Annotated in this window: 17 protein-coding genes; 10 read left to right on the forward strand and 7 right to left on the reverse strand. The window is 63.5% G+C overall.

Features of this window, described 5'->3' with window-relative positions; all coding sequences use genetic code 11:
• Nucleotides 1-254 precede the first annotated feature (254 nt).
• The 7 genes from ACMFWR_RS11005 to ACMFWR_RS11035 form a co-directional block, all read right to left on the reverse strand.
• Nucleotides 255-776, reverse strand: a complete 522-nt coding sequence (locus tag ACMFWR_RS11005) for an Rrf2 family transcriptional regulator (protein WP_413191715.1) — start codon at nucleotides 774-776, stop codon at nucleotides 255-257.
• A 404-nt stretch (nucleotides 777-1180) separates the two neighbouring features.
• Nucleotides 1181-1660, reverse strand: coding sequence for a molybdopterin synthase catalytic subunit MoaE (gene moaE, locus ACMFWR_RS11010; RefSeq protein ID WP_413191716.1), 480 nt, complete (start codon nucleotides 1658-1660; stop codon nucleotides 1181-1183).
• A 13-nt stretch (nucleotides 1661-1673) separates the two neighbouring features.
• Nucleotides 1674-1931, reverse strand: coding sequence for a molybdopterin converting factor subunit 1 (gene moaD, locus ACMFWR_RS11015; RefSeq protein WP_413194850.1), 258 nt, complete (start codon nucleotides 1929-1931; stop codon nucleotides 1674-1676).
• Nucleotides 1932-1939: 8 nt separating this feature from the next.
• Complete coding sequence (glp, locus tag ACMFWR_RS11020) at nucleotides 1940-3211, reverse strand: gephyrin-like molybdotransferase Glp (RefSeq protein WP_413194851.1); 1272 nt, start codon at nucleotides 3209-3211, stop codon at nucleotides 1940-1942.
• A 35-nt stretch (nucleotides 3212-3246) separates the two neighbouring features.
• Nucleotides 3247-4737: a threonine synthase gene (gene thrC / locus ACMFWR_RS11025; RefSeq protein WP_413191717.1), complete on the reverse strand. Its 1491-nt coding sequence runs from the start codon at nucleotides 4735-4737 to the stop codon at nucleotides 3247-3249.
• 1 nt (nucleotide 4738) lies between these two features.
• A complete protein-coding gene (locus ACMFWR_RS11030; protein WP_413191718.1) occupies nucleotides 4739-6070 on the reverse strand; it encodes a homoserine dehydrogenase in 1332 nt (443 codons plus the stop codon).
• Nucleotides 6071-6081: 11 nt separating this feature from the next.
• Nucleotides 6082-7338, reverse strand: coding sequence for a pyridoxal phosphate-dependent aminotransferase (locus tag ACMFWR_RS11035; protein WP_413191719.1), 1257 nt, complete (start codon nucleotides 7336-7338; stop codon nucleotides 6082-6084).
• Between the two features lie 101 nt (nucleotides 7339-7439).
• Here ACMFWR_RS11035 and ACMFWR_RS11040 point away from each other — a divergent pair, with 101 nt between their 5' ends.
• The 10 genes from ACMFWR_RS11040 to ACMFWR_RS11085 all read left to right on the forward strand — a co-directional run bounded on the left by ACMFWR_RS11040 (nucleotide 7440) and on the right by ACMFWR_RS11085 (nucleotide 18055).
• The gene (locus ACMFWR_RS11040; protein ID WP_413191720.1) at nucleotides 7440-7817 is read left to right on the forward strand and encodes an Mth938-like domain-containing protein; all 378 of its coding nucleotides are present in this window, start codon (nucleotides 7440-7442) and stop codon (nucleotides 7815-7817) included.
• A 4-nt stretch (nucleotides 7818-7821) separates the two neighbouring features.
• A complete protein-coding gene (locus ACMFWR_RS11045; RefSeq protein WP_413191721.1) occupies nucleotides 7822-9507 on the forward strand; it encodes a glycosyltransferase family 39 protein in 1686 nt (561 codons plus the stop codon).
• Complete coding sequence (locus tag ACMFWR_RS11050) at nucleotides 9504-9875, forward strand: SMR family transporter (protein WP_413191722.1); 372 nt, start codon at nucleotides 9504-9506, stop codon at nucleotides 9873-9875. The genes ACMFWR_RS11045 and ACMFWR_RS11050 overlap by 4 nt, the downstream gene beginning before the upstream one ends.
• 150 nt (nucleotides 9876-10025) lie before the next feature.
• A complete protein-coding gene (locus ACMFWR_RS11055; protein WP_413191723.1) occupies nucleotides 10026-11168 on the forward strand; it encodes a DegT/DnrJ/EryC1/StrS family aminotransferase in 1143 nt (380 codons plus the stop codon).
• A complete protein-coding gene (locus ACMFWR_RS11060) occupies nucleotides 11165-12229 on the forward strand; it encodes a glycosyltransferase (RefSeq protein WP_413191724.1) in 1065 nt (354 codons plus the stop codon). Before ACMFWR_RS11055 ends, ACMFWR_RS11060 begins: the two co-directional genes overlap by 4 nt.
• A 125-nt stretch (nucleotides 12230-12354) precedes the next feature.
• On the forward strand, nucleotides 12355-13224 hold the full coding sequence (locus ACMFWR_RS11065; RefSeq protein ID WP_413191725.1) for a formyltransferase: 870 nt from the start codon (nucleotides 12355-12357) through the stop codon (nucleotides 13222-13224).
• Nucleotides 13221-14261 carry a bifunctional UDP-4-keto-pentose/UDP-xylose synthase gene (locus tag ACMFWR_RS11070; RefSeq protein ID WP_413191726.1) on the forward strand — a complete coding sequence of 347 codons (1041 nt, stop codon included), beginning with the start codon at nucleotides 13221-13223 and terminating at the stop codon, nucleotides 14259-14261. Before ACMFWR_RS11065 ends, ACMFWR_RS11070 begins: the two co-directional genes overlap by 4 nt.
• A 7-nt stretch (nucleotides 14262-14268) precedes the next feature.
• Nucleotides 14269-15159 (forward strand): 4-deoxy-4-formamido-L-arabinose-phosphoundecaprenol deformylase, encoded by an 891-nt coding sequence (locus ACMFWR_RS11075; protein WP_413191727.1) that lies wholly within the window; start codon nucleotides 14269-14271, stop codon nucleotides 15157-15159.
• Between the two features lie 134 nt (nucleotides 15160-15293).
• On the forward strand, nucleotides 15294-15755 hold the full coding sequence (locus ACMFWR_RS11080; protein ID WP_413191728.1) for a peroxiredoxin: 462 nt from the start codon (nucleotides 15294-15296) through the stop codon (nucleotides 15753-15755).
• A gap of 428 nt (nucleotides 15756-16183) precedes the next feature.
• Nucleotides 16184-18055, forward strand: coding sequence for a PhoH family protein (locus tag ACMFWR_RS11085; protein WP_413191729.1), 1872 nt, complete (start codon nucleotides 16184-16186; stop codon nucleotides 18053-18055).
• Nucleotides 18056-18210 lie beyond the last annotated feature (155 nt).

The raw sequence follows: 18210 nt of genomic DNA on the forward strand, positions 1-18210 counted from the left end.
CGGGGCGCGAACGCGCATCGACAGCCGATCGTCGGCCGACCCGAGAACACAGGCTCACAAACGTGCCGGCCTGCGTCGAACCGGGCTTGCACGCCGTTGCTATCGATATCGGAATGGACTCGCGTCCGACGCAGACTCCGTCGGACACCCGCTCTGGACGCGCGTAACCGGGCCGCCGCTGTAAGCGGCAGCCGAAGCCACATCGAACCACTCGGCCTGCGGCGCCCGTTTGCCGGGCGCCCTTGCAAGCGCTGTCAACCGAGCGCTGGCTCGGCGACGAGTTCTTCGGTGTTCTGGATCACGCGGATGGGGATCATGCCGAGCAGCGTCGTCAGTGCCCCCGCCGGCTCGGCGATCTGCGCGAGCGTATGGCCATCGAGTTCACGCAGGAAGGCGTCGCGCGCACGCGCAAACACCCCCTTGAGCTGACACGACGGCTCGATCACGCACGACTTCTCGGCATCGGCGACGGACATGGCGTCCGTTGCAGCGTGCTTCGAGAAGCAGCTCACGAGCGTAAAGTCGGATTCGGTTTCGCGCACAATGCGCCCGATCGTCAGACTGGCTGAATCGGGCGCGAGCCGGAGTCCGCCTTTGCGGCCCCGCACGGTTTCGATCCAGCCCAGTTCGCCGAGGCGCTGGGCGATTTTCATTAAATGATTTTTAGAAACGCCGTATGCGTCGGCAATTTCCTGAATCGTTGCAAGGCGGTCGCGTCGAACCGCGAGATACATAAGGACGCGCAGCGAATAGTCTGTGTAGTCAGTCAGTCGCATCGGGATCACCGTTGTTCTGACATGGGACCGCCCAGCACCTGCGGGGACGGCCACTCCGCGTAATTGCGCGTCGGCTGGTAGCCTCGGCGCGCGCCACGGGGCCGCGGATCGGCGGCTCCATCGCAAAACATGCGCGGCATGTCAAAGTTCAGGGCGCGATTATTACCTGTTATTGAGATTTGCGCTGGCTGAACAAAAATATGCGAGTGCTTAACCTAAAAACCAACACAAACCCATCCTCAGGGTTTTTGGGTATGGAAAAACTTGACTATTCAAGCAGACCGAATGAATTCGTTAATCCAGAATATGGGAAATGTTATTTCCGCATAGTAATATGCGGAAATAAGTCATATACAAGACGAATACCTTTCCGACTGAAAGAATTCATTTGAATGACGATTATGTCAGCTTGAAGACGGGGCATTGGCTGACAATACACCCCACCGCGCGAGCGCCTTGTCGTCGGATTCGCGCGCATCGACCCAACGTGCGCCTTGCGGCGTGCTTTCCTTTTTCCAGAACGGCGCGGCGGTCTTCAGATAGTCCATGACGAATTCACAGGCGGCGAACGCATCGCCGCGATGGGACGACGTCACGGCCACCAGCACGATCTGGTCTGTTGGCTTGAGCGGACCGATCCGGTGGATCACGAGCGCATCGATGATGTTCCACCGCGAGCGCGCGGCTTCGACGATGGTTTCGATCGACTTCTCGGTCATGCCCGGGTAATGCTCGAGCTCCATGCCCGACACGCTGCTGCCGTCGTTCATGTCGCGCACGGCGCCGACAAAGCACGCAAGCGCGCCCACGGCCGGGTTCGCCGCGCGAAGCGCCCGGGTTTCGGTGCCGAGGTCGAAATCCTCGGCCTGAATGCGAACGGCCATGGCGATGCCCCGCTCAGCCGCCGGTGACCGGCGGGAAAAAGGCGACCTCGCACCCGTCGGTGATGCGGGTGTCAGGCTCGGTCATCACATGGTTGCAGGCCATGCGCAGCGCGCGCCCTTCCGCCAATGTCTCGCTCCACGGCTCGCCGCGCGTGCGCAGCCATGCGCGGACATCGCCGACCGTCGCGATCGAATCGGGCACGACGACGCTCTCGTCGCTGGTGCCGAGCGCCTCGCGCACGCTGGCAAAGAATTTGAGGTTGATCTTCATCATCGAGCTCAATAAAGCAATTCCGAAAACGGCAGAAAGCGGACCGTTTCGCCGGCTTCGATCAAATGACCGGGCGGATTGTCGATCAACCCGTCGGCCCAGACCGTCGAGGTCAGCACCGCCGAACTCTGGTTCGTGAACAGGTCGAGCCCGCCGTTGTCGTTGATTCTCGCGCGCAGGTATTCGTGACGGCGCTCGGCCTTTTTTTGCGAGAAATTCGCCGGCAGACGCCATCCGCGCACGTCGAGGTCCGCCGCGCCCTGAAGCTTGAGCAGGAACGGACGGACAAACAGCAGAAAGCCGATAAAACTCGATACCGGGTTGCCGGGCAAACCGATGAAGTAGACCGCGCGGCCCTTCGCTTCGCTGGTCCCGCCCACGGTGTCGCTCACGGCTTCGGCGCCGGGCACCGGTGCGTCGCTGCGATCGTGAATCTCGCCGAAGGCGAGCGGCTTGCCCGGCTTCATCGCGATGCGCCACATGTCGATACGCCCCTCCGCTTCGACTGCCGCCTTCACGTGATCTTCCTCGCCGACAGAGACACCGCCGGAGGTCAGCACAAGGTCGTTTCCTTTGGCCGCCTCGCGCAGTACCTCACGCGTCGCGTCGAGCTTGTCAGGCACGATGCCGAAATCCGTGACCTCGCACCCGAGGTTCGACAGCAGCGTGGTCAGCGTAAAGCGGCTCGAGTTGTAGATTGCCCCGGGCCGCAAGGGCTGACCCGGCATCGCAAGCTCATCGCCTGTGAAGAAAATCGCGACTTTGGGTCGACGCACGACGGTCAGCGACGCCCGGCCGACGGACGATGCAAGTCCGAGCGCCTGAGCGCTGAGCCGCTCGCCAGCCTTGAGAATCGACGAACCCGCGCGGATATCGGCGCCCTGCCGGTTGATATTGGCACCACCCTGCGCCGCGACACCGATCGTCACCCATTCGCCGTCTGCCTGCGTATCTTCCTGGATCACGACGGTGTCGGCGCCCGGCGGGATCTGTGCACCCGTGAAGATGCGCGCGGCCGTGCCGGGCTCGAGCGGTTGAGGCGGCGTGCCGGCGGGAATCCGCTGCGACACCCGTAGCCGCGCGCCCGCCGTGGCCGCATCGCCGCTGTGCAACGCATAGCCGTCCATCGCACTGATATCGGCCGGCGGCACGTCGAGCGGCGACATCACGTCCACCGCCAGCACGCGCCGGTTCGCGGCCAGCGTATCGATGGTCTCGGTCACGGCAAACGGCCGAGCGGCGGCAAGCAGCAGCTCGCGCGCATCGGCGGGGGTCAACATCGGTTTGTCGGCATTCATGGGCAATTTCCGACGAACTACGCCGTATGCGCTGCGATATAGTCCTTCACACGCTGCGCATCCGCCGGCACGACTTCGAAGCGCTGAGGCAGCGCCTCGAGACCTTCAAACGCAGCGGGCCGCACGGCCTCGCGATCGAGCGCTTCGCGGATCGTCTCGCCGAACTTGATCGGCTGCGCCGTCTCGAGCACCACCATCGGAATACCCGGCTCGAGATACTGGCGCGCAACGCCCACGCCGTCCGCCGTATGCGTGTCGATCATCGTCTGGTACCGCTGCCACACGTCGCGAATGGTTGCGACACGCGTGTCGTGGGTGCTGCGCCCCGAGACAAAACCGAACTGGGCCACGCGGGCAAAGTCGCCGCTTGCCGCGAGATCGAAACCACCCTTCGTTTCGACATCGTGGAACAGCGCGCGCAGGCGCGCCGGATCGCGGCCCAGCAGGTCATAGACGAAACGCTCGAAGTTCGAGGCCTTCGAGATGTCCATGCTCGGGCTCGTCGTGTGGAACGTCTCGGCCGCGCCGCGCACGCGATAGATTCCGGTGCGGAAGAACTCGTCGAGCACGTCGTTTTCGTTGGTCGCCACGACCAGCCGGTGAATCGGCAGCCCCATCATGCGCGCGATATGGCCTGCGCAGACGTTGCCGAAATTGCCCGACGGAACGGCAAACGACACCTTCGGCCAATCGGCGAGTGGCGTCGACGCGTCGGCCTTCAGTCCGCGGATCGCCGCGAAGTAGCCACGGAAGTAGTAGACGACCTGCGCAACCACACGCGCCCAATTGATCGAATTGACCGTGCCGATCGCATAACGCGCCTTGAACGCGTGATCGTTCGACACCGCCTTGACGATGTCCTGCGCGTCGTCGAACACGCCTTCGACGGCCAGATTGAAGATGTTGGCATCCTGCAGGCTATACATCTGCGCGGTCTGGAACGCGCTCATCTTCTTGTTCGGCGACAGCATGAACACGCGCACGCCCTGCTTGCCGCGCATGGCGTATTCGGCCGCACTGCCCGTATCGCCCGACGTCGCGCCGAGGATGTTCAGGTGTTGTCCCGTCTTGGCCAGCGTGTACTCGAACAGGTTGCCGAGCAGCTGCATCGCCATGTCCTTGAACGCGAGCGTCGGTCCGTTGGACAGTTCAAGCAACGACAGCGTCGTGCCGTTTTCGTCGCCAAGCTTATGCAGCGGCGTGATATCGGCCGCGCGCTCCGACGATGTCGCATCGCCGCGCGCATGCGCATAGACATCGGCGCGATACGTCTTGCGCGCGAGCTCGCGCAGATCGCTTTCGGGAATATCGTCGCAGAACGTGCGCAGCACTTCGAACGCGAGATCCGCATACGGAAGATCGCGCCAGCGCGCGAGTTCCGCGGCGCTCACCTGCGGATAGTCGGCGGGCAGATACAGGCCGCCGTCCTTTGCGAGACCGCCAAGCAGAATATCCGAGAACGTGTGGCGCTCGCCGGCGCCCGCACCTCGGGTGGAGATGTAATTCATATCAGTTCATCGACTCCATGCGCAGACGCGTGACCGCGCCCTTGACCGTGTCGAGTGCCTCGATCTTCGCGATCGCGTCGTTGACGTTCTTCTCGACGGTTTCGTGCGTCAGCAGCACGATATCGGTCTCGGAACGGCCGTCGGCGCTGACCTCTTCGGACTCTTTCTGAAGCAGGGCCTCGATCGAGATATCGCGGTCAGCGAGAATGCGCGTGATATTGGCCAGCACGCCCGTGACGTCGGCGACGCGCAGGCGCAGGTAGTAGCTGCTCGTGATCTCGGTGATCGGCAGGATCGGCGTGTCCGACAGGCGGTCCGGCTGGAACGCCAGGTGCGGCACGCGATTGTTCGGATCAGCCGTATGCAGACGCGTAACGTCGACGAGATCGGCCACCACCGCCGAAGCCGTCGGTTCGGCGCCCGCGCCCTTGCCGTAGTACAGCGTCGAGCCGACCGCATCGCCCTGCACGACGATCGCGTTCATCGCGCCTTCGACATTGGCGATCAGGCGCTTCGACGGGATCAGTGTCGGATGCACACGCAGTTCGATACCGCTTGCCGCACGCCGCGCAATGCCGAGCAGCTTGATGCGGTAACCGAGTTCCTCGGCGTACTTGATGTCGATCGAATCGAGCTTGCTGATGCCTTCGACGTGCGCGCGGTCGAACTGAACCGGCACGCCGAACGCGATCGCGCTCATGATCGTGACCTTGTGCGCCGCGTCGACGCCTTCGATATCGAACGTCGGATCGGCCTCGGCATAGCCGAGCCGCTGTGCATCGGCGAGCGCCGTCGCGAAGTCGACGCCGCGATCGCGCATCGACGACAGAATGAAGTTCGTCGTGCCGTTGATGATGCCCGCGATCCATTCGATGCGGTTCGCCGTCAGGCCTTCGCGCAGCGCCTTGATGATCGGCACGCCGCCCGCAACGGCCGCTTCAAACGCGACCATCACGCCGCGCTCGCGCGCCGCTTCGAAGATCTCCGTGCCATGCACCGCGAGCAGCGCCTTGTTGGCCGTCACGACGTGCTTGCCGTTGCGAATCGCGCGCAGCACGAGTTCGCGGGCGATACCCGTGCCGCCGATGGTTTCGACGACGATATCGACCGTCGGATCATCGACGACCGCATCGCCGTCGGTGTCGACGGGCACGCGCGCGGCGTCATCGCCGAGCCCGGCACGCGCCTTGGCCACGTCGCGCACGGCCACGCGGGTGATTTCGATGCCGCGTCCGGCGCGGCGCCTGATTTCTTCCTGATTGCGTTTGAGGACGTCGTGCGTCCCCTTGCCCACCGTGCCGAAACCCAGCAGGCCAATTTTGATTGATTCCATCTAGCTTCGGTCTATTGGTTTGATGCGACGACCGCTCGCAGCGGCCTGGCGTGACGCTTCCGGTAGCCGTCGAGGAACCGTGCGATGCGATTGATCGATTCGGTCAGGTCATCCACATTGGGCAGGAACACGACCCGGAAGTGGTCGGGCTGCGCCCAGTTGAAACCTGTGCCCTGGACGAGCAGCACGCGCTCCTCGAGCAGCAGCTCGAGGATGAATTGCTGGTCGTCTTCGATCGGGTACATGACCGGGTCGAGCTTCGGGAACATGTACAACGCGGCTTTCGGTTTCACGCAGGTGACGCCCGGAATGGCCGTCAGCAGTTCATAGGCAAGCTCGCGCTGCCGGTACAAGCGTCCACCCGGAACGATCAGATCGTTGATGCTCTGGTGGCCGCCCAATGCGGTCTGTATCGCGTATTGACCGGGTACGTTCGGACACAGCCGCATTGACGAGAGGATGTTCAGCCCCTCGATATAGTCTTTCGCGCCGCGCTTGTCGCCCGACACGGTCATCCAGCCGGCGCGGTAGCCGCAGGATCGGTAGGCCTTCGACAGGCCGTTGAACGTGATCGTCAGCACGTCGTCGGACAGTGCGCCGATCGAGGTGTGCGTCTCGCCGTCGTAAATGATCTTGTCGTAGATCTCGTCGGCGTAAATGATGAGCTGATTGCGGCGTGCGATCTCGACGATCTCCTTGAGGAGTTCGTCCGGATACAGCGCGCCCGTGGGGTTGTTCGGGTTGATCACGACGATCGCCTTCGTGTTCGGCGTGATCTTCTTGCGAATGTCGTCGAGATCGGGCAGCCAGCCGCTCGCTTCATCGCAGACGTAGTGCACGGGCTGGCCCGCCGACAGCGACACCGCCGCCGTCCACAGCGGATAGTCAGGCGCCGGGATCAGCACTTCGTCGCCTTCGTTGAGCAGCGCCTGCATCGCCATCACAATGAGTTCCGATGCGCCGTTGCCGATATAGATATCGTCGAGATCCACACCCGGGATCTTCTTTTCCTGGGTGTAGTGCATGATCGCCTTGCGCGCCGAGAACACCCCTTTCGAATCCGAATAGCCCGACGACGCGGGCAGATTGCGGATCATGTCCTGAACGATTTCGTCAGGCGCATCGAAGCCGAACGGCGCGAGATTGCCGATATTGAGCTTGATGATGCGATGACCCTCTTCCTCAAGTCGCTTGGCGTGATCGAGCACCGGACCACGGATGTCGTAGCAGACGTTGAGGAGCTTGTTGGACTTGAGAATGGGCTTCACGGGCGGGCACCGGTTAAAATCGTGGTCTGACCGATTATGACATGCTTCGCCGCGCGTTCTACCCGCCTGTCGCGGGTTGTCGCCTCTTTGGGATTTTTGCCTTGAAACTGAGCCAGGAAACGTCACCGACGACCAACACCATTACTGCGCACGGCGACGGTTACGTCGACGTCAATGCCCAACGCCACACCACCAGTGTGATCGTCGCGCCCGAGGGCCCGGTGCGCGAATGGCCCGTCTCCTCGTTCGAATCGCTGACCCCCGAACTCTTCGACATGCTCGGTGACGCCACGCCGGAAGTCGTGCTGCTCGGCACGGGTTCGCGGATCCGCTTCCCCCACCCGCGCCTGACCGCCACGCTGATGAAGCGCGGCATCGGCGTCGAGGCGATGGACAGCGGCGCGGCGTGCCGGACCTACAACATCCTGATGCAGGAAGACCGCCGCGTGGTCGCCGCGATTCTGATCGAGGCGGCCTGAGCCTATGTTCGATACGACCGAACGTCAGTTCCTCTCCCGCGGCGCGCTGTTCCTGTTGCTGATTGCGTTTGCCGTGCTCTGGTTCGCGCCGCTCGACTACCGCCACCTCGTGCCCAGCGATGAAGGCCGTTACGCCGAAATGGCGCGCGAGATGTTCGTGACCGGCGACTGGATCACGCCGCGCTACAACGGGCTCAAGTACTTCGAGAAGCCGCCGCTGCAGACCTGGGCGAACGCCCTGACCTACGTCTACTTCGGCATCGGCGCCTGGCAGGCCCGGCTCTACACTGCCCTGACCGGCTTTGCCGGCATCCTGCTGATCGCCTACACCGGCACGCGGGTGTTCAACCGCTCGGTCGGCTTTTTCGCGGGACTCGCGCTCGCCGCCTCGCCGTACTGGTTCGGCATGGGGCACTTCGACACGCTCGACATGGGGCTGTCGTTCTGGATGGAGCTCACGTTCTGCAGCCTGCTGCTCGCCCAGCGCGCCCATATTTCGCCATGGAAGACCCGCTTCTGGATGTGGGCCTGCTGGGCGTCGATGGCGCTCGCCGTGCTGTCCAAGGGACTGATCGGCGTGATTCTGCCGGGTGCCGTGCTCGTGATCTACACAGGGCTCGCACGCGACTGGGCGCTCTGGCGGCGTCTCTATCTGGGCAGCGGCATCGTGCTCTTCTTCGCGATCACCGTGCCGTGGTTCGTGCTGGTCGAGCAGCGCAACCCCGGTTTCCTGAACTTTTTCTTTATCGTCCAGCAGTTCGAGCGCTATCTGACGCCTGCACAGAACCGCCCGGGCCCGTTTTACTACTTCGTGCCGATCCTGCTCGCCGGCTTCCTGCCGTGGCTGTCGCTCACCTGGCAAAGCGTGCGATACACGTGGCGCATGCAGCGCCAGAACAACGGGTTCTCGCCCGTGCTGCTGCTCGTAGTCTGGATTGCTTTCATTTTCCTTTTCTTCAGCGCGTCGCACTCTAAACTGCTGTCTTATGTGTTGCCGGTCGCCCCGGCGATCGCGCTGCTGATCGGCGTGTATCTGCCGCACGTCGAGCGGCCCCAGCTGCACCGGCACCTGATCGGGTATGCGGTGCTGCTCGTGGTCGGCTGTTTCGGCGCGCTCGCCCTGCTCAGCGCGGGCGATAGCCGCACGCCGAACGTGCTGTACCGGGTGTATCTGATCTGGGTCTACGCCGCGCTCATCGTCGGCCTGCTGACAATCGGGCTCGCGCTGCTCAAGCTGCGCGCATCGCGCACTGGCGCGACCGGCCCGGCGCTGGTAATCTTCGCCGCCGCGTGGGTGCTGCTGATCAGCATTGCGGGCAATGGCTATGAAGTCTTTGCCGTACAACGTTCGGGCGCGCTGATGGCGCCGGCCATCCGGGCCGCGCTGGCGAAAATGCCGCCGGACGCGCCGTTCTACGGGGTCAGGACGCTCGACCACACGATTCCGTTCTATGTCGGTCACACGACGATCATGGTCGAAGGTGCGGACGAGCTGCAGTACGGCGTGTCCGTCGAGCCCCAGAAATGGGTCCCGACCATGGATGAATGGAAGGCGCGCTGGAGCCGCGATCCTGCTGCTATGGCGCTGATGTCTCCGGAAACGTATGCCCAACTGTCGAAGGACGGTGTGCCGATGACCGTGATCGCACGCGACACCCGCCGCGTCGTGGTCGTAAAACCGAATCCATGAATCCGATTTCCCTGACTTGTATCCTGATCGGCGTCGCGCTCAACGCGGGCGCCCAATTGCTGCTCAAGGCCGGCGTGCGCGCGGTCGGCCACTTCGAATTCACGACGGCCAATATCCTCCCGATCGGCCTGAAAGTTGCCACGCAATGGCCGATCATCGGCGGGCTCGCCTGCTATGTCATCAGCGTCGTCGTGTGGATCGTCGGTCTGTCGCGCGTGGACGTCTCGATTGCGTATCCGATGCTCTCGCTGGGGTATGTGGTCAATGCGTTTCTCGCGTGGTACCTGTTCGGCGAAGTGCTGTCGATCCAGAAGCTCGCGGGCATCGCCATCATCCTGGTCGGCGTCGTCATCCTTGCGCGCAGCTGAGCCGCGGCGCCCGGCGAGAAAGGCGTCCCGTTCAAAGACATAAAACGGGGCTGGCGAGAACCCGGAATCGGATTCCGGGTCTTTGAGGGCAGGTACGTTGCATGCCCGTCCCAGCCCGATATCACTCATTCAGAAGCAGACCTACCGACCATGAGCGAGCCATTCATTCCGTTTGTGAAACCCGAGATCGACGAAGAAACCATCGCCGGCGTCGTCGACGTCCTGCGCTCGGGCTGGATCACCACGGGACCGCAGAACCAGAAGTTCGAGGCCGCGCTGTCGGAGTACGTCGGCGGCCGCCCCGTGCGCACGTTCAACTCGGGCACGGCCACGCTCGAGATCGGCCTGCGCATCGCCGGTGTCGGCGCGGGCGACGAAGTCATCACGACCCCGCTGTCGTGGGTCGCGACGAGCAACGTGATCTATGAAGTCGGCGCGACGCCCGTGTTTGCCGATATCGACCCGGTCACCCGCAATATCGACCTCGACCGGCTCGAAGCCAGCATCACGCCGCGCACCAAGGCCATCATCCCCGTCTATCTGGCCGGCCTGCCCGTCGATATGGACCGCCTCTACGCGATCGCGCAGCGCTACCGGCTGCGTGTCATCGAAGACGCCGCGCAAGCGTTTGGCTCCACTTGGGGCGGCAAGCGCATCGGCGCTTTCGGCGACATCGTCTCGTTCAGCTTCCACGCCAACAAGAACCTCACGTCGATCGAGGGCGGCGCCCTCGTGCTCAACGACGCCGACGAGGCGCGCCTGGCCGAGAAGTACCGGCTCCAGGGCGTCACGCGCTCCGGCTTCGACGGCATGGAGGTCGACGTGCTCGGCGGCAAGTACAACCTGACCGACGTTGCCGCACGCGTCGGACTCGGACAGCTCGTGCATATCGAACGCTTCACGGCGCGCCGCCGCGAGCTCGCACGCCGCTATCTCGACCAGTTCCGCGATGGCGCGGCGGTACGCGCCGGCGTCGAACTGCCGGTCGCCGATTTCACGAACTCCAACTGGCACATGTTCCAGATCGTGCTGCCGCTCGAGAAGCTCGGCATGGCGCGTGCCGATTTCATGAGCGAACTCAAGGATCGTGGCATCGGCAGCGGCGTGCACTATCCTCCGATCCATCTGTTCAAGTTGTACCGCGAGCGCGGGTTCGGGCCCGGCATGTTTCCCCACACCGAACGCATCGGCGCGTCGATCGTGACGCTGCCGCTGTTCACACAACTCAGCGACGCCGACGTCGATCGCGTCGTCGCTGCCGTCAATGACATCTGCGAGCGCCGCACGAAATGACTGCTACCCTGCAACCCGACGTCTCGATCGTCATCCCGATCTACAACGAAGAAGCGGGCCTCGACGCGCTGTTCACGCGCCTGTACCCGGCGCTCGACGCGCTGTCGTGCAGCTACGAGATCATCTTCGTCAACGACGGCAGCCGCGACCGCTCGGCGGCGATGCTCGCCGACCAGTGCCATGTGCGGCCCGACGTGACGCGCGTGGTGCTGCTCAACGGCAACTACGGCCAGCATATGGCGATCCTGGCCGGCTTCGAGCAATCGACCGGCGAGATCGTCGTCACGCTCGACGCCGACCTGCAGAACCCGCCCGAAGAGATCGGCAAGCTCGTCTCCAAGATGCGCGAGGGCTATGACTACGTCGGCACCATCCGCCGCCAGCGGCAGGATTCGTTCTTCCGGCGCAAGGCATCGCGCGCGATGAACCGCCTGCGCGAACGCATCACGCGGATCAAGATGACCGATCAGGGTTGCATGCTGCGCGCCTATAGCCGCCGCATCATCGACACGATCAACCGTTGCGGCGAAGTCAACACGTTCATTCCGGCGCTCGCCTATACGTTCGCGCAAAACCCGGTCGAGATCGAGGTGGCGCACGAAGAACGGTTTGCGGGCGAATCGAAGTATTCGCTCTACAGCCTGATCCGCCTGAATTTCGACCTGGTGACGGGCTTCTCCGTCGTGCCGCTGCAGTGGTTGTCGTTTATCGGCGTGGTGCTGTCGCTCGGTTCCGCGGGCCTGTTCCTGCTGCTGTTGATTCGGCGCTTTATCGTCGGCGCGGAAGTCCAGGGTGTGTTCACGCTGTTCGCCATCACGTTCTTCCTGCTTGGCGTGATCCTGTTTGCACTGGGCCTGCTCGGTGAATATATCGGCCGGATCTACCAGCAAGTCCGCGCGCGGCCGCGCTACCTGATCGCCGCCGTGCTCGACGAGCGCGCGTCGGTCGTGGCGCAGCATGGCGGCAGCCACCTGGGCGCTTCGTTCCCGGCCCATGCACAAGGTATTCGTGACGACGACAACGCAAGCCTGCCGTTTGCCTCGCGGGGAAATGGTCAATGACGGCCGGCGCAGAAGCGTCGAAGGCGACTTCGCACCTGGCTTCGAACCCGGCGGCGGACGGCGCACCGCGTGCACGCGCGGTCGTTTTCGCGTATCACAATGTCGGCGTGCGGTGCCTGCAGGTGTTGCTTGCACGCGGCGTCGACGTCGCGCTTGTCGTCACGCATGAGGACAACCCGACCGAGAACATCTGGTTCGGCAGCGTCAATGCCGTCGCCGCCGAGCATGGCATCGCGACGATCACGCCCGACGACCCCAAGTCGCCGGCACTGTTCGACGCGGTGCAGGCAGCCCGTCCCGACTTCATCTTTTCCGCGTACTACCGGCACATGCTGCCGGTGGAAGTGCTGGCGCTCGCGCCGCGCGGCGCCTACAACATGCACGGCTCGCTGCTGCCGAAGTACCGCGGCCGCGTCCCGGTGAACTGGGCTGTCCTGCACGGCGAAACGGAAACCGGCGCCACCCTGCACGAAATGACGGCCAAGCCCGATGCCGGCCTGCTGATCGGACAGACGGCGGTGCCGATCCTGCCCGACGACACGGCAGGCCAGGTGTTCGACAAGGTCACGGTCGCCGCGGAGCAGACGCTCTGGCGCGTGCTGCCCGGCTTGCTCGACGGCACCGCGCCGCGGCTGCCGAACGAGCGCGAAAAAGGCAGCTACTTCGGCGGGCGCAAGCCCGAAGACGGGCGCATCGACTGGAGCCAGACGGCGCAGCAGGTCTATAACCTCGTGCGCGCGGTCGCCCCGCCGTATCCGGGTGCGTTCACGGATGTCGCCGCGCCTGCCGGTACGCTGCGCTTCGTCGTCAACGAGGCGCGCCTTTCGCACGCTCGTTTCCCGAATTTGCAGCCCGGCTTGCAGGTAGAGGATAATGCGCTCCTTGGCGTGTGCGGGGATGGCCATGCCATCGTGATCCACGAACTCCTGCACGACGGCCGCGTGATCGACGCAGCCGCATTCGCCGGCCTTACAAACTCTTCTCGTCATTCATGAAAAAAGTCCTGATCCTCGGCGTCAACGGCTTCATCGGCCACCACCTTTCCAAGCGGATTCTTGAAACCACCGACTGGGAAGTCTATGGGATGGACATGCAGACCGACCGCCTCGGCGATCTCGTCGAACACGAGCGGATGCACTTTTTTGAAGGCGACATCACGATCAACAAGGAGTGGGTCGAATACCACGTGCGCAAGTGCGACGTGATCCTCCCGCTCGTGGCCATCGCGACGCCGGCGACCTACGTCAAGCAGCCGCTGCGTGTGTTCGAACTCGATTTCGAGGCCAACCTCCCGATCGTGCGTTCGGCGGTCAAGTACGGCAAGCACCTGGTCTTCCCGTCGACGTCGGAAGTCTACGGCATGAGCCCCGACGCCGAGTTCGATCCGGAAGCGTCGCCGCTGACCTACGGCCCGATCAACAAGCCGCGCTGGATCTACGCGTGCTCGAAGCAGCTGATGGACCGCGTGATCTGGGGCTACGGCATGGAAGGCCTGAACTTCACGCTGTTCCGCCCGTTCAACTGGATCGGCCCGGGCCTCGACTCGATCTATACGCCGAAGGAAGGCAGCTCGCGCGTCGTCACGCAGTTCCTCGGCAATATCGTGCGCGGCCGCAATATCAGCCTGGTTGACGGCGGTCAGCAAAAGCGCGCGTTCACCGATATCGATGATGGCATCAGCGCGCTGATGAAGATCATCGAGAACAAGGACGGCATCGCGACGGGCAAGATCTACAACATCGGCAACCCGTCGAACAACTTCTCGGTCCGCGAACTCGCGGACATGATGCTCAAGCTCGCGCGCGAGATTCCGGAATATGCGGAAAGCGCCGGCGGCGTTCAGCTCGTGGAAACGTCGTCGGGTGCGTATTACGGCGAGGGCTATCAGGACGTTCAGAACCGCGTGCCGAAGATCACGAACACGATGGACGAACTCGGCTGGAAGCCGGTGTCGACGATGGATGTCGTGCTGCGCAAGATTTTCGAAGCCTACCGCGGCCAGGTCGCCGAAGCCCGCGCTCTCGTAGACTGAGTCGCGCATGGGCCGCATCGCGCTGAAAATCGACGTCGACACGCTGCGCGGCACGCGCGAGGGTGTGCCCAACCTCGCGCGCATGCTCGACCGCGCGCGGGCGCGAGCCACCTTCCTGTTCAGTCTCGGCCCGGACCACACGGGTTGGGCACTGCGCCGCGTGTTTCGCCCCGGCTTTCTCTCGAAGGTCTCCCGTACCTCCGTCGTCGAGCACTACGGCATCAAGACGCTGATGTACGGCGTGCTGTTGCCGGGGCCCGACATCGGGCGCCGGGCCGCGTCGCATATGCGCGCGATCCGCGATGCCGGTTTCGAATGCGGGATCCACACCTGGGATCACGTGCTCTGGCACGACAATGTGCGCGAGCGCGACCGCGACTGGACAATCGAGCAGATGACGGCGAGCTATCGCCGGTACGCCGAAGTGTTCGGCGCCCCGCCGCCGACCCACGGCGCGGCAGGATGGCAGATGAACCCGTACGCATTCGAGCAGATCGATACATGGGGCATGCTGTACGCGTCGGATGGACGCGGATATGGCCCGTATCGGCCGTGCATCGGCGGCGAGCCGTTGCGCCACGTGCAGATGCCCACGACGTTGCCCACGTTCGACGAAGTGCTCGGGCTGGACGGCGTCGACGAATCGAACATCGCCGACAAAATGATGTCGCTGACGCGTGAAGACGGCGACCATGTCTTTACGCTGCATGCGGAACTCGAGGGGCAAAAGCTCGCACCCGCGTTCGAACGTCTTCTCGATGGCTGGCGCTCGCAAGGTCATCAGCTCGTCGCGATGGCGGATTATCATGCGGCGCTCGATTTGTCGCGCGTGCCGCTCGCGGAGATCGCGTGGGGCGAGGTACCGGGACGGTCCGGCGAATTGATCGTCCAGCCGTAGGCGCACACGTCGGGCGACCCCGACCGCTCGCGGATGCCCGAACGAACGGATTGCGAGCCCGTGTTCGCCGTCCGGCCTGTAGCGTTCTGGCCTTTTAGATTTTTTATTCAACAAGAAACTGACTGGAGACTCCGGTGCCTGTCGCAGTCGACCAAGCCGTCCCCGATTTCACCGCCGCCGCCACGGGCGGCCCCTTCACCCTGTCAGCACAACGCGGTCACGCGATCGTGCTCTACTTTTATCCGAAGGACAGCACGCCCGGATGCACGACCGAGGCCATGGGCTTTCGCGATGCGCACGATCAGTTCGTCGCCGCGGGCGCCGAGATCATCGGCCTGTCGCGCGACAGCATCAAGTCGCACGAGAACTTCAAGTCGAAGCTCGGTTTGCCGTTTACCTTGGTATCGGACACCGATGAAGCGGTCTGCGCGCTCTTCGGTGTCATCAAGATGAAAAAGATGTACGGCAAAGAAGTGCGTGGGATCGAGCGATCGACGTTTCTGATCGATGCGGACGGTGTGTTGCGGCGCGAATGGCGCGGCATCAAGGTTGCCGGACACATCGATGAAGTGTTGGCGAGCGTCCAGTCGCTGTAATTCATCGTCGGGGTCGCTGTAGTTTTTACGCCTCGCCGCGCGCGCTGCCTGTGCTGTACATCGCCGATGTGGAGCGTTATAGTCGTTCGCAATGATGGACTGTAAATCCGACTCTCTTTCGATGGACCGCGGTGCAGGTCAAACCAGCACCCGTGCAATATTCATCTCCGACGCCGCTGGCTCCGTGACGAGCCCGCGGCGTTTTGTTTTCCGGCATCACTTTTGCATGACGCAGTATCAGGGCGCGCTATCCGTGGCGGGACATCGCGATTTCCACGAATCTTTTTTGAGTATTCGAGGGGCCAATGACACGTTAGGCGAAGAGGCGCCATGCCAAAGAGCGGCGCTGTCCGGGCACGCCCCGCACGTAGTGCGCGACGGGTTGCCAGGCGGCGCAACAAGCTGACCGAAATTCCTGAGGGAACACCATGCCTTTGCCTACCCTGCCGAGCAAACTCGGCGACATGCTGTCTGCGGACGAGTACACCGCCAAGGCCAAGCCTGCCGCGCGTGGTACCCGAAAACCGAATCTGGTCGCGGTGCCGACGTCGGCGCCGCCTGCCGACATTGTCGAGACCGCAGCGCCTTCGCCGCGCGGCGCCAAGGGCAAGCAGACTGCCGCGCTGCTCACGCCGGCGTCGAGCCTCGTCGAAGACGATGCGCTGATCGGCTCGGAAATCGCCGCCGCCGACGCCGGCCTTGACGATTCGCCCGCCACACGCGCCAAGGCCACGCGCGCGCGGCGTGGCGCGACACCGGCCGTGGCGCCCGTGCCAGGCGACGATGTCGCCCCGGTTCGCGCACGCGACGACAAGACCCCCACCGCTGCGCCGGTAGCCAGTGCCAAAGGCGCGGCAAGCGCAACGGGCAAGCGCTCGGGCCGCGGCAAGCAAGCCGAGGTTCAGCCGAGCAAGCTCTTCGTGCTCGACACGAACGTGCTCATGCACGATCCGTCGAGCCTGTTCCGGTTCGAGGAGCATGACGTCTATCTGCCGATGATGACGTTGGAAGAGCTCGACAACCACAAAAAGGGCATGTCGGAAGTCGCGCGTAACGCCCGGCAAGTCAGCCGGACGCTCGACGCGCTCGTTGCCGATTCGGGCAATTCGCTGACCGAAGGCATTCCTCTGTCGCGCCTTGGCAATCGCGAAGCCGCGGGGCGTCTGTTCTTCCAGACGACGCTCAACGAGATCGCGCCGGTCGAAGGCCTGCCCGAAGGCAAGGCCGACAATCAGATTCTCGGTGTGGTGCGCGCGCTCCAGGAGCAGCAACCGGAGCGGCAGGTCGTGCTGGTGTCGAAAGACATCAATATGCGGATCAAAGCCCACGCTTTGGGTCTGCCGGCCGAAGATTACTTCAACGACCAGGTTCTGGAAGACAAGGACCTGCTGTACCCCGGTGTCATGTCGCTGCCGCTCGACTTCTGGAGCAAGCACGGCAAGGGCATGGAAAGCTGGCAGGACACGAAGACGGGCACGACGTATTACCGCGTGACCGGACCGCTCGTCGCGTCGATGCTGGTCAATGAGTTCGTGTATCTCGAACCGCGCAACGGCGAGCCGGCCTTCCATGCGCAGGTCCGTGAAATCAACGGCAAGACGGCCCTGCTCCAGACGCTTCGCGACTATGGCCACCACAAGAACAACGTGTGGGGGATCACGGCACGCAATCGCGAACAGAACTTTGCCTTGAACCTGCTGATGAACCCGGAAGTCGACTTCGTGACGCTGCTCGGCTCGGCCGGCACCGGCAAGACGCTGATGGCGCTTGCGGCGGGCCTCGCGCAGGTGCTCGACGACAAGCGCTACAACGAAATCATCGTCACGCGTGCGACCGTGCCGGTCGGCGAGGATATCGGCTTTCTGCCGGGGACCGAGGAAGAGAAGATGCAGCCGTGGATGGGCGCATTCGACGATAACCTCGAAGTCCTGCAAAAGACCGACGACGCCGCAGGCGAGTGGGGCCGCGCAGCCACGCAGGAGCTCATCCGCTCGCGCCTGAAGGTCAAGAGCATGAACTTCATGCGCGGCCGCACGTTCGTCGACAAGTACGTCATCATCGATGAGGCGCAAAACCTGACGCCGAAGCAGATGAAGACGCTCGTCACCCGCGCAGGTCCGGGCACAAAGATCATCTGCCTGGGCAATATCGCGCAGATCGACACGCCGTACCTCACCGAAGGCAGCTCGGGTCTCACGTATGTCGTCGACCGGTTCAAGGGCTGGCGACATAGCGGTCATGTCACACTCGCGCGCGGTGAGCGGTCACGACTCGCCGACTACGCGTCCGAGATCCTCTGACCATCCGGCGCGTCGCGACACGCTTGACGTCGTGTGAGCGGCGGCGGTATGCAGGACCCTTCAAATCACCCCGTAAGTCGATGAGGCTTGCGGGGTGATTTCTTTTGGCGAGCGTTTCAGGCAAACCCATTGCGGTTGCCACCGGCGTCGAGCGC

This window comes from Pararobbsia alpina, from assembly GCF_965118125.1.
GTDB classification, from domain to species: Bacteria; Pseudomonadota; Gammaproteobacteria; order Burkholderiales; family Burkholderiaceae; genus Pararobbsia; species Pararobbsia alpina_A.

What these genes read in the sequence shown, in the direction of transcription:
- ACMFWR_RS11005 (WP_413191715.1), bottom strand. Translation starts at nt 776, where the DNA reads ATGCGACTGACTGACTACACAGACTATTCGCTGCGCGTCCTTATGTAT.
- moaE (WP_413191716.1), bottom strand. Translation starts at nt 1,660, where the DNA reads ATGGCCGTTCGCATTCAGGCCGAGGATTTCGACCTCGGCACCGAAACC.
- moaD (WP_413194850.1), bottom strand. Translation starts at nt 1,931, where the DNA reads ATGAAGATCAACCTCAAATTCTTTGCCAGCGTGCGCGAGGCGCTCGGC.
- glp (WP_413194851.1), bottom strand. Translation starts at nt 3,211, where the DNA reads ATGTTGACCCCCGCCGATGCGCGCGAGCTGCTGCTTGCCGCCGCTCGG.
- thrC (WP_413191717.1), bottom strand. Translation starts at nt 4,737, where the DNA reads ATGAATTACATCTCCACCCGAGGTGCGGGCGCCGGCGAGCGCCACACG.
- ACMFWR_RS11030 (WP_413191718.1), bottom strand. Translation starts at nt 6,070, where the DNA reads ATGGAATCAATCAAAATTGGCCTGCTGGGTTTCGGCACGGTGGGCAAG.
- ACMFWR_RS11045 (WP_413191721.1), top strand. Translation starts at nt 7,822, where the DNA reads ATGTTCGATACGACCGAACGTCAGTTCCTCTCCCGCGGCGCGCTGTTC.
- ACMFWR_RS11050 (WP_413191722.1), top strand. Translation starts at nt 9,504, where the DNA reads ATGAATCCGATTTCCCTGACTTGTATCCTGATCGGCGTCGCGCTCAAC.
- ACMFWR_RS11055 (WP_413191723.1), top strand. Translation starts at nt 10,026, where the DNA reads ATGAGCGAGCCATTCATTCCGTTTGTGAAACCCGAGATCGACGAAGAA.
- ACMFWR_RS11060 (WP_413191724.1), top strand. Translation starts at nt 11,165, where the DNA reads ATGACTGCTACCCTGCAACCCGACGTCTCGATCGTCATCCCGATCTAC.
- ACMFWR_RS11070 (WP_413191726.1), top strand. Translation starts at nt 13,221, where the DNA reads ATGAAAAAAGTCCTGATCCTCGGCGTCAACGGCTTCATCGGCCACCAC.
- ACMFWR_RS11075 (WP_413191727.1), top strand. Translation starts at nt 14,269, where the DNA reads ATGGGCCGCATCGCGCTGAAAATCGACGTCGACACGCTGCGCGGCACG.
- ACMFWR_RS11085 (WP_413191729.1), top strand. Translation starts at nt 16,184, where the DNA reads ATGCCTTTGCCTACCCTGCCGAGCAAACTCGGCGACATGCTGTCTGCG.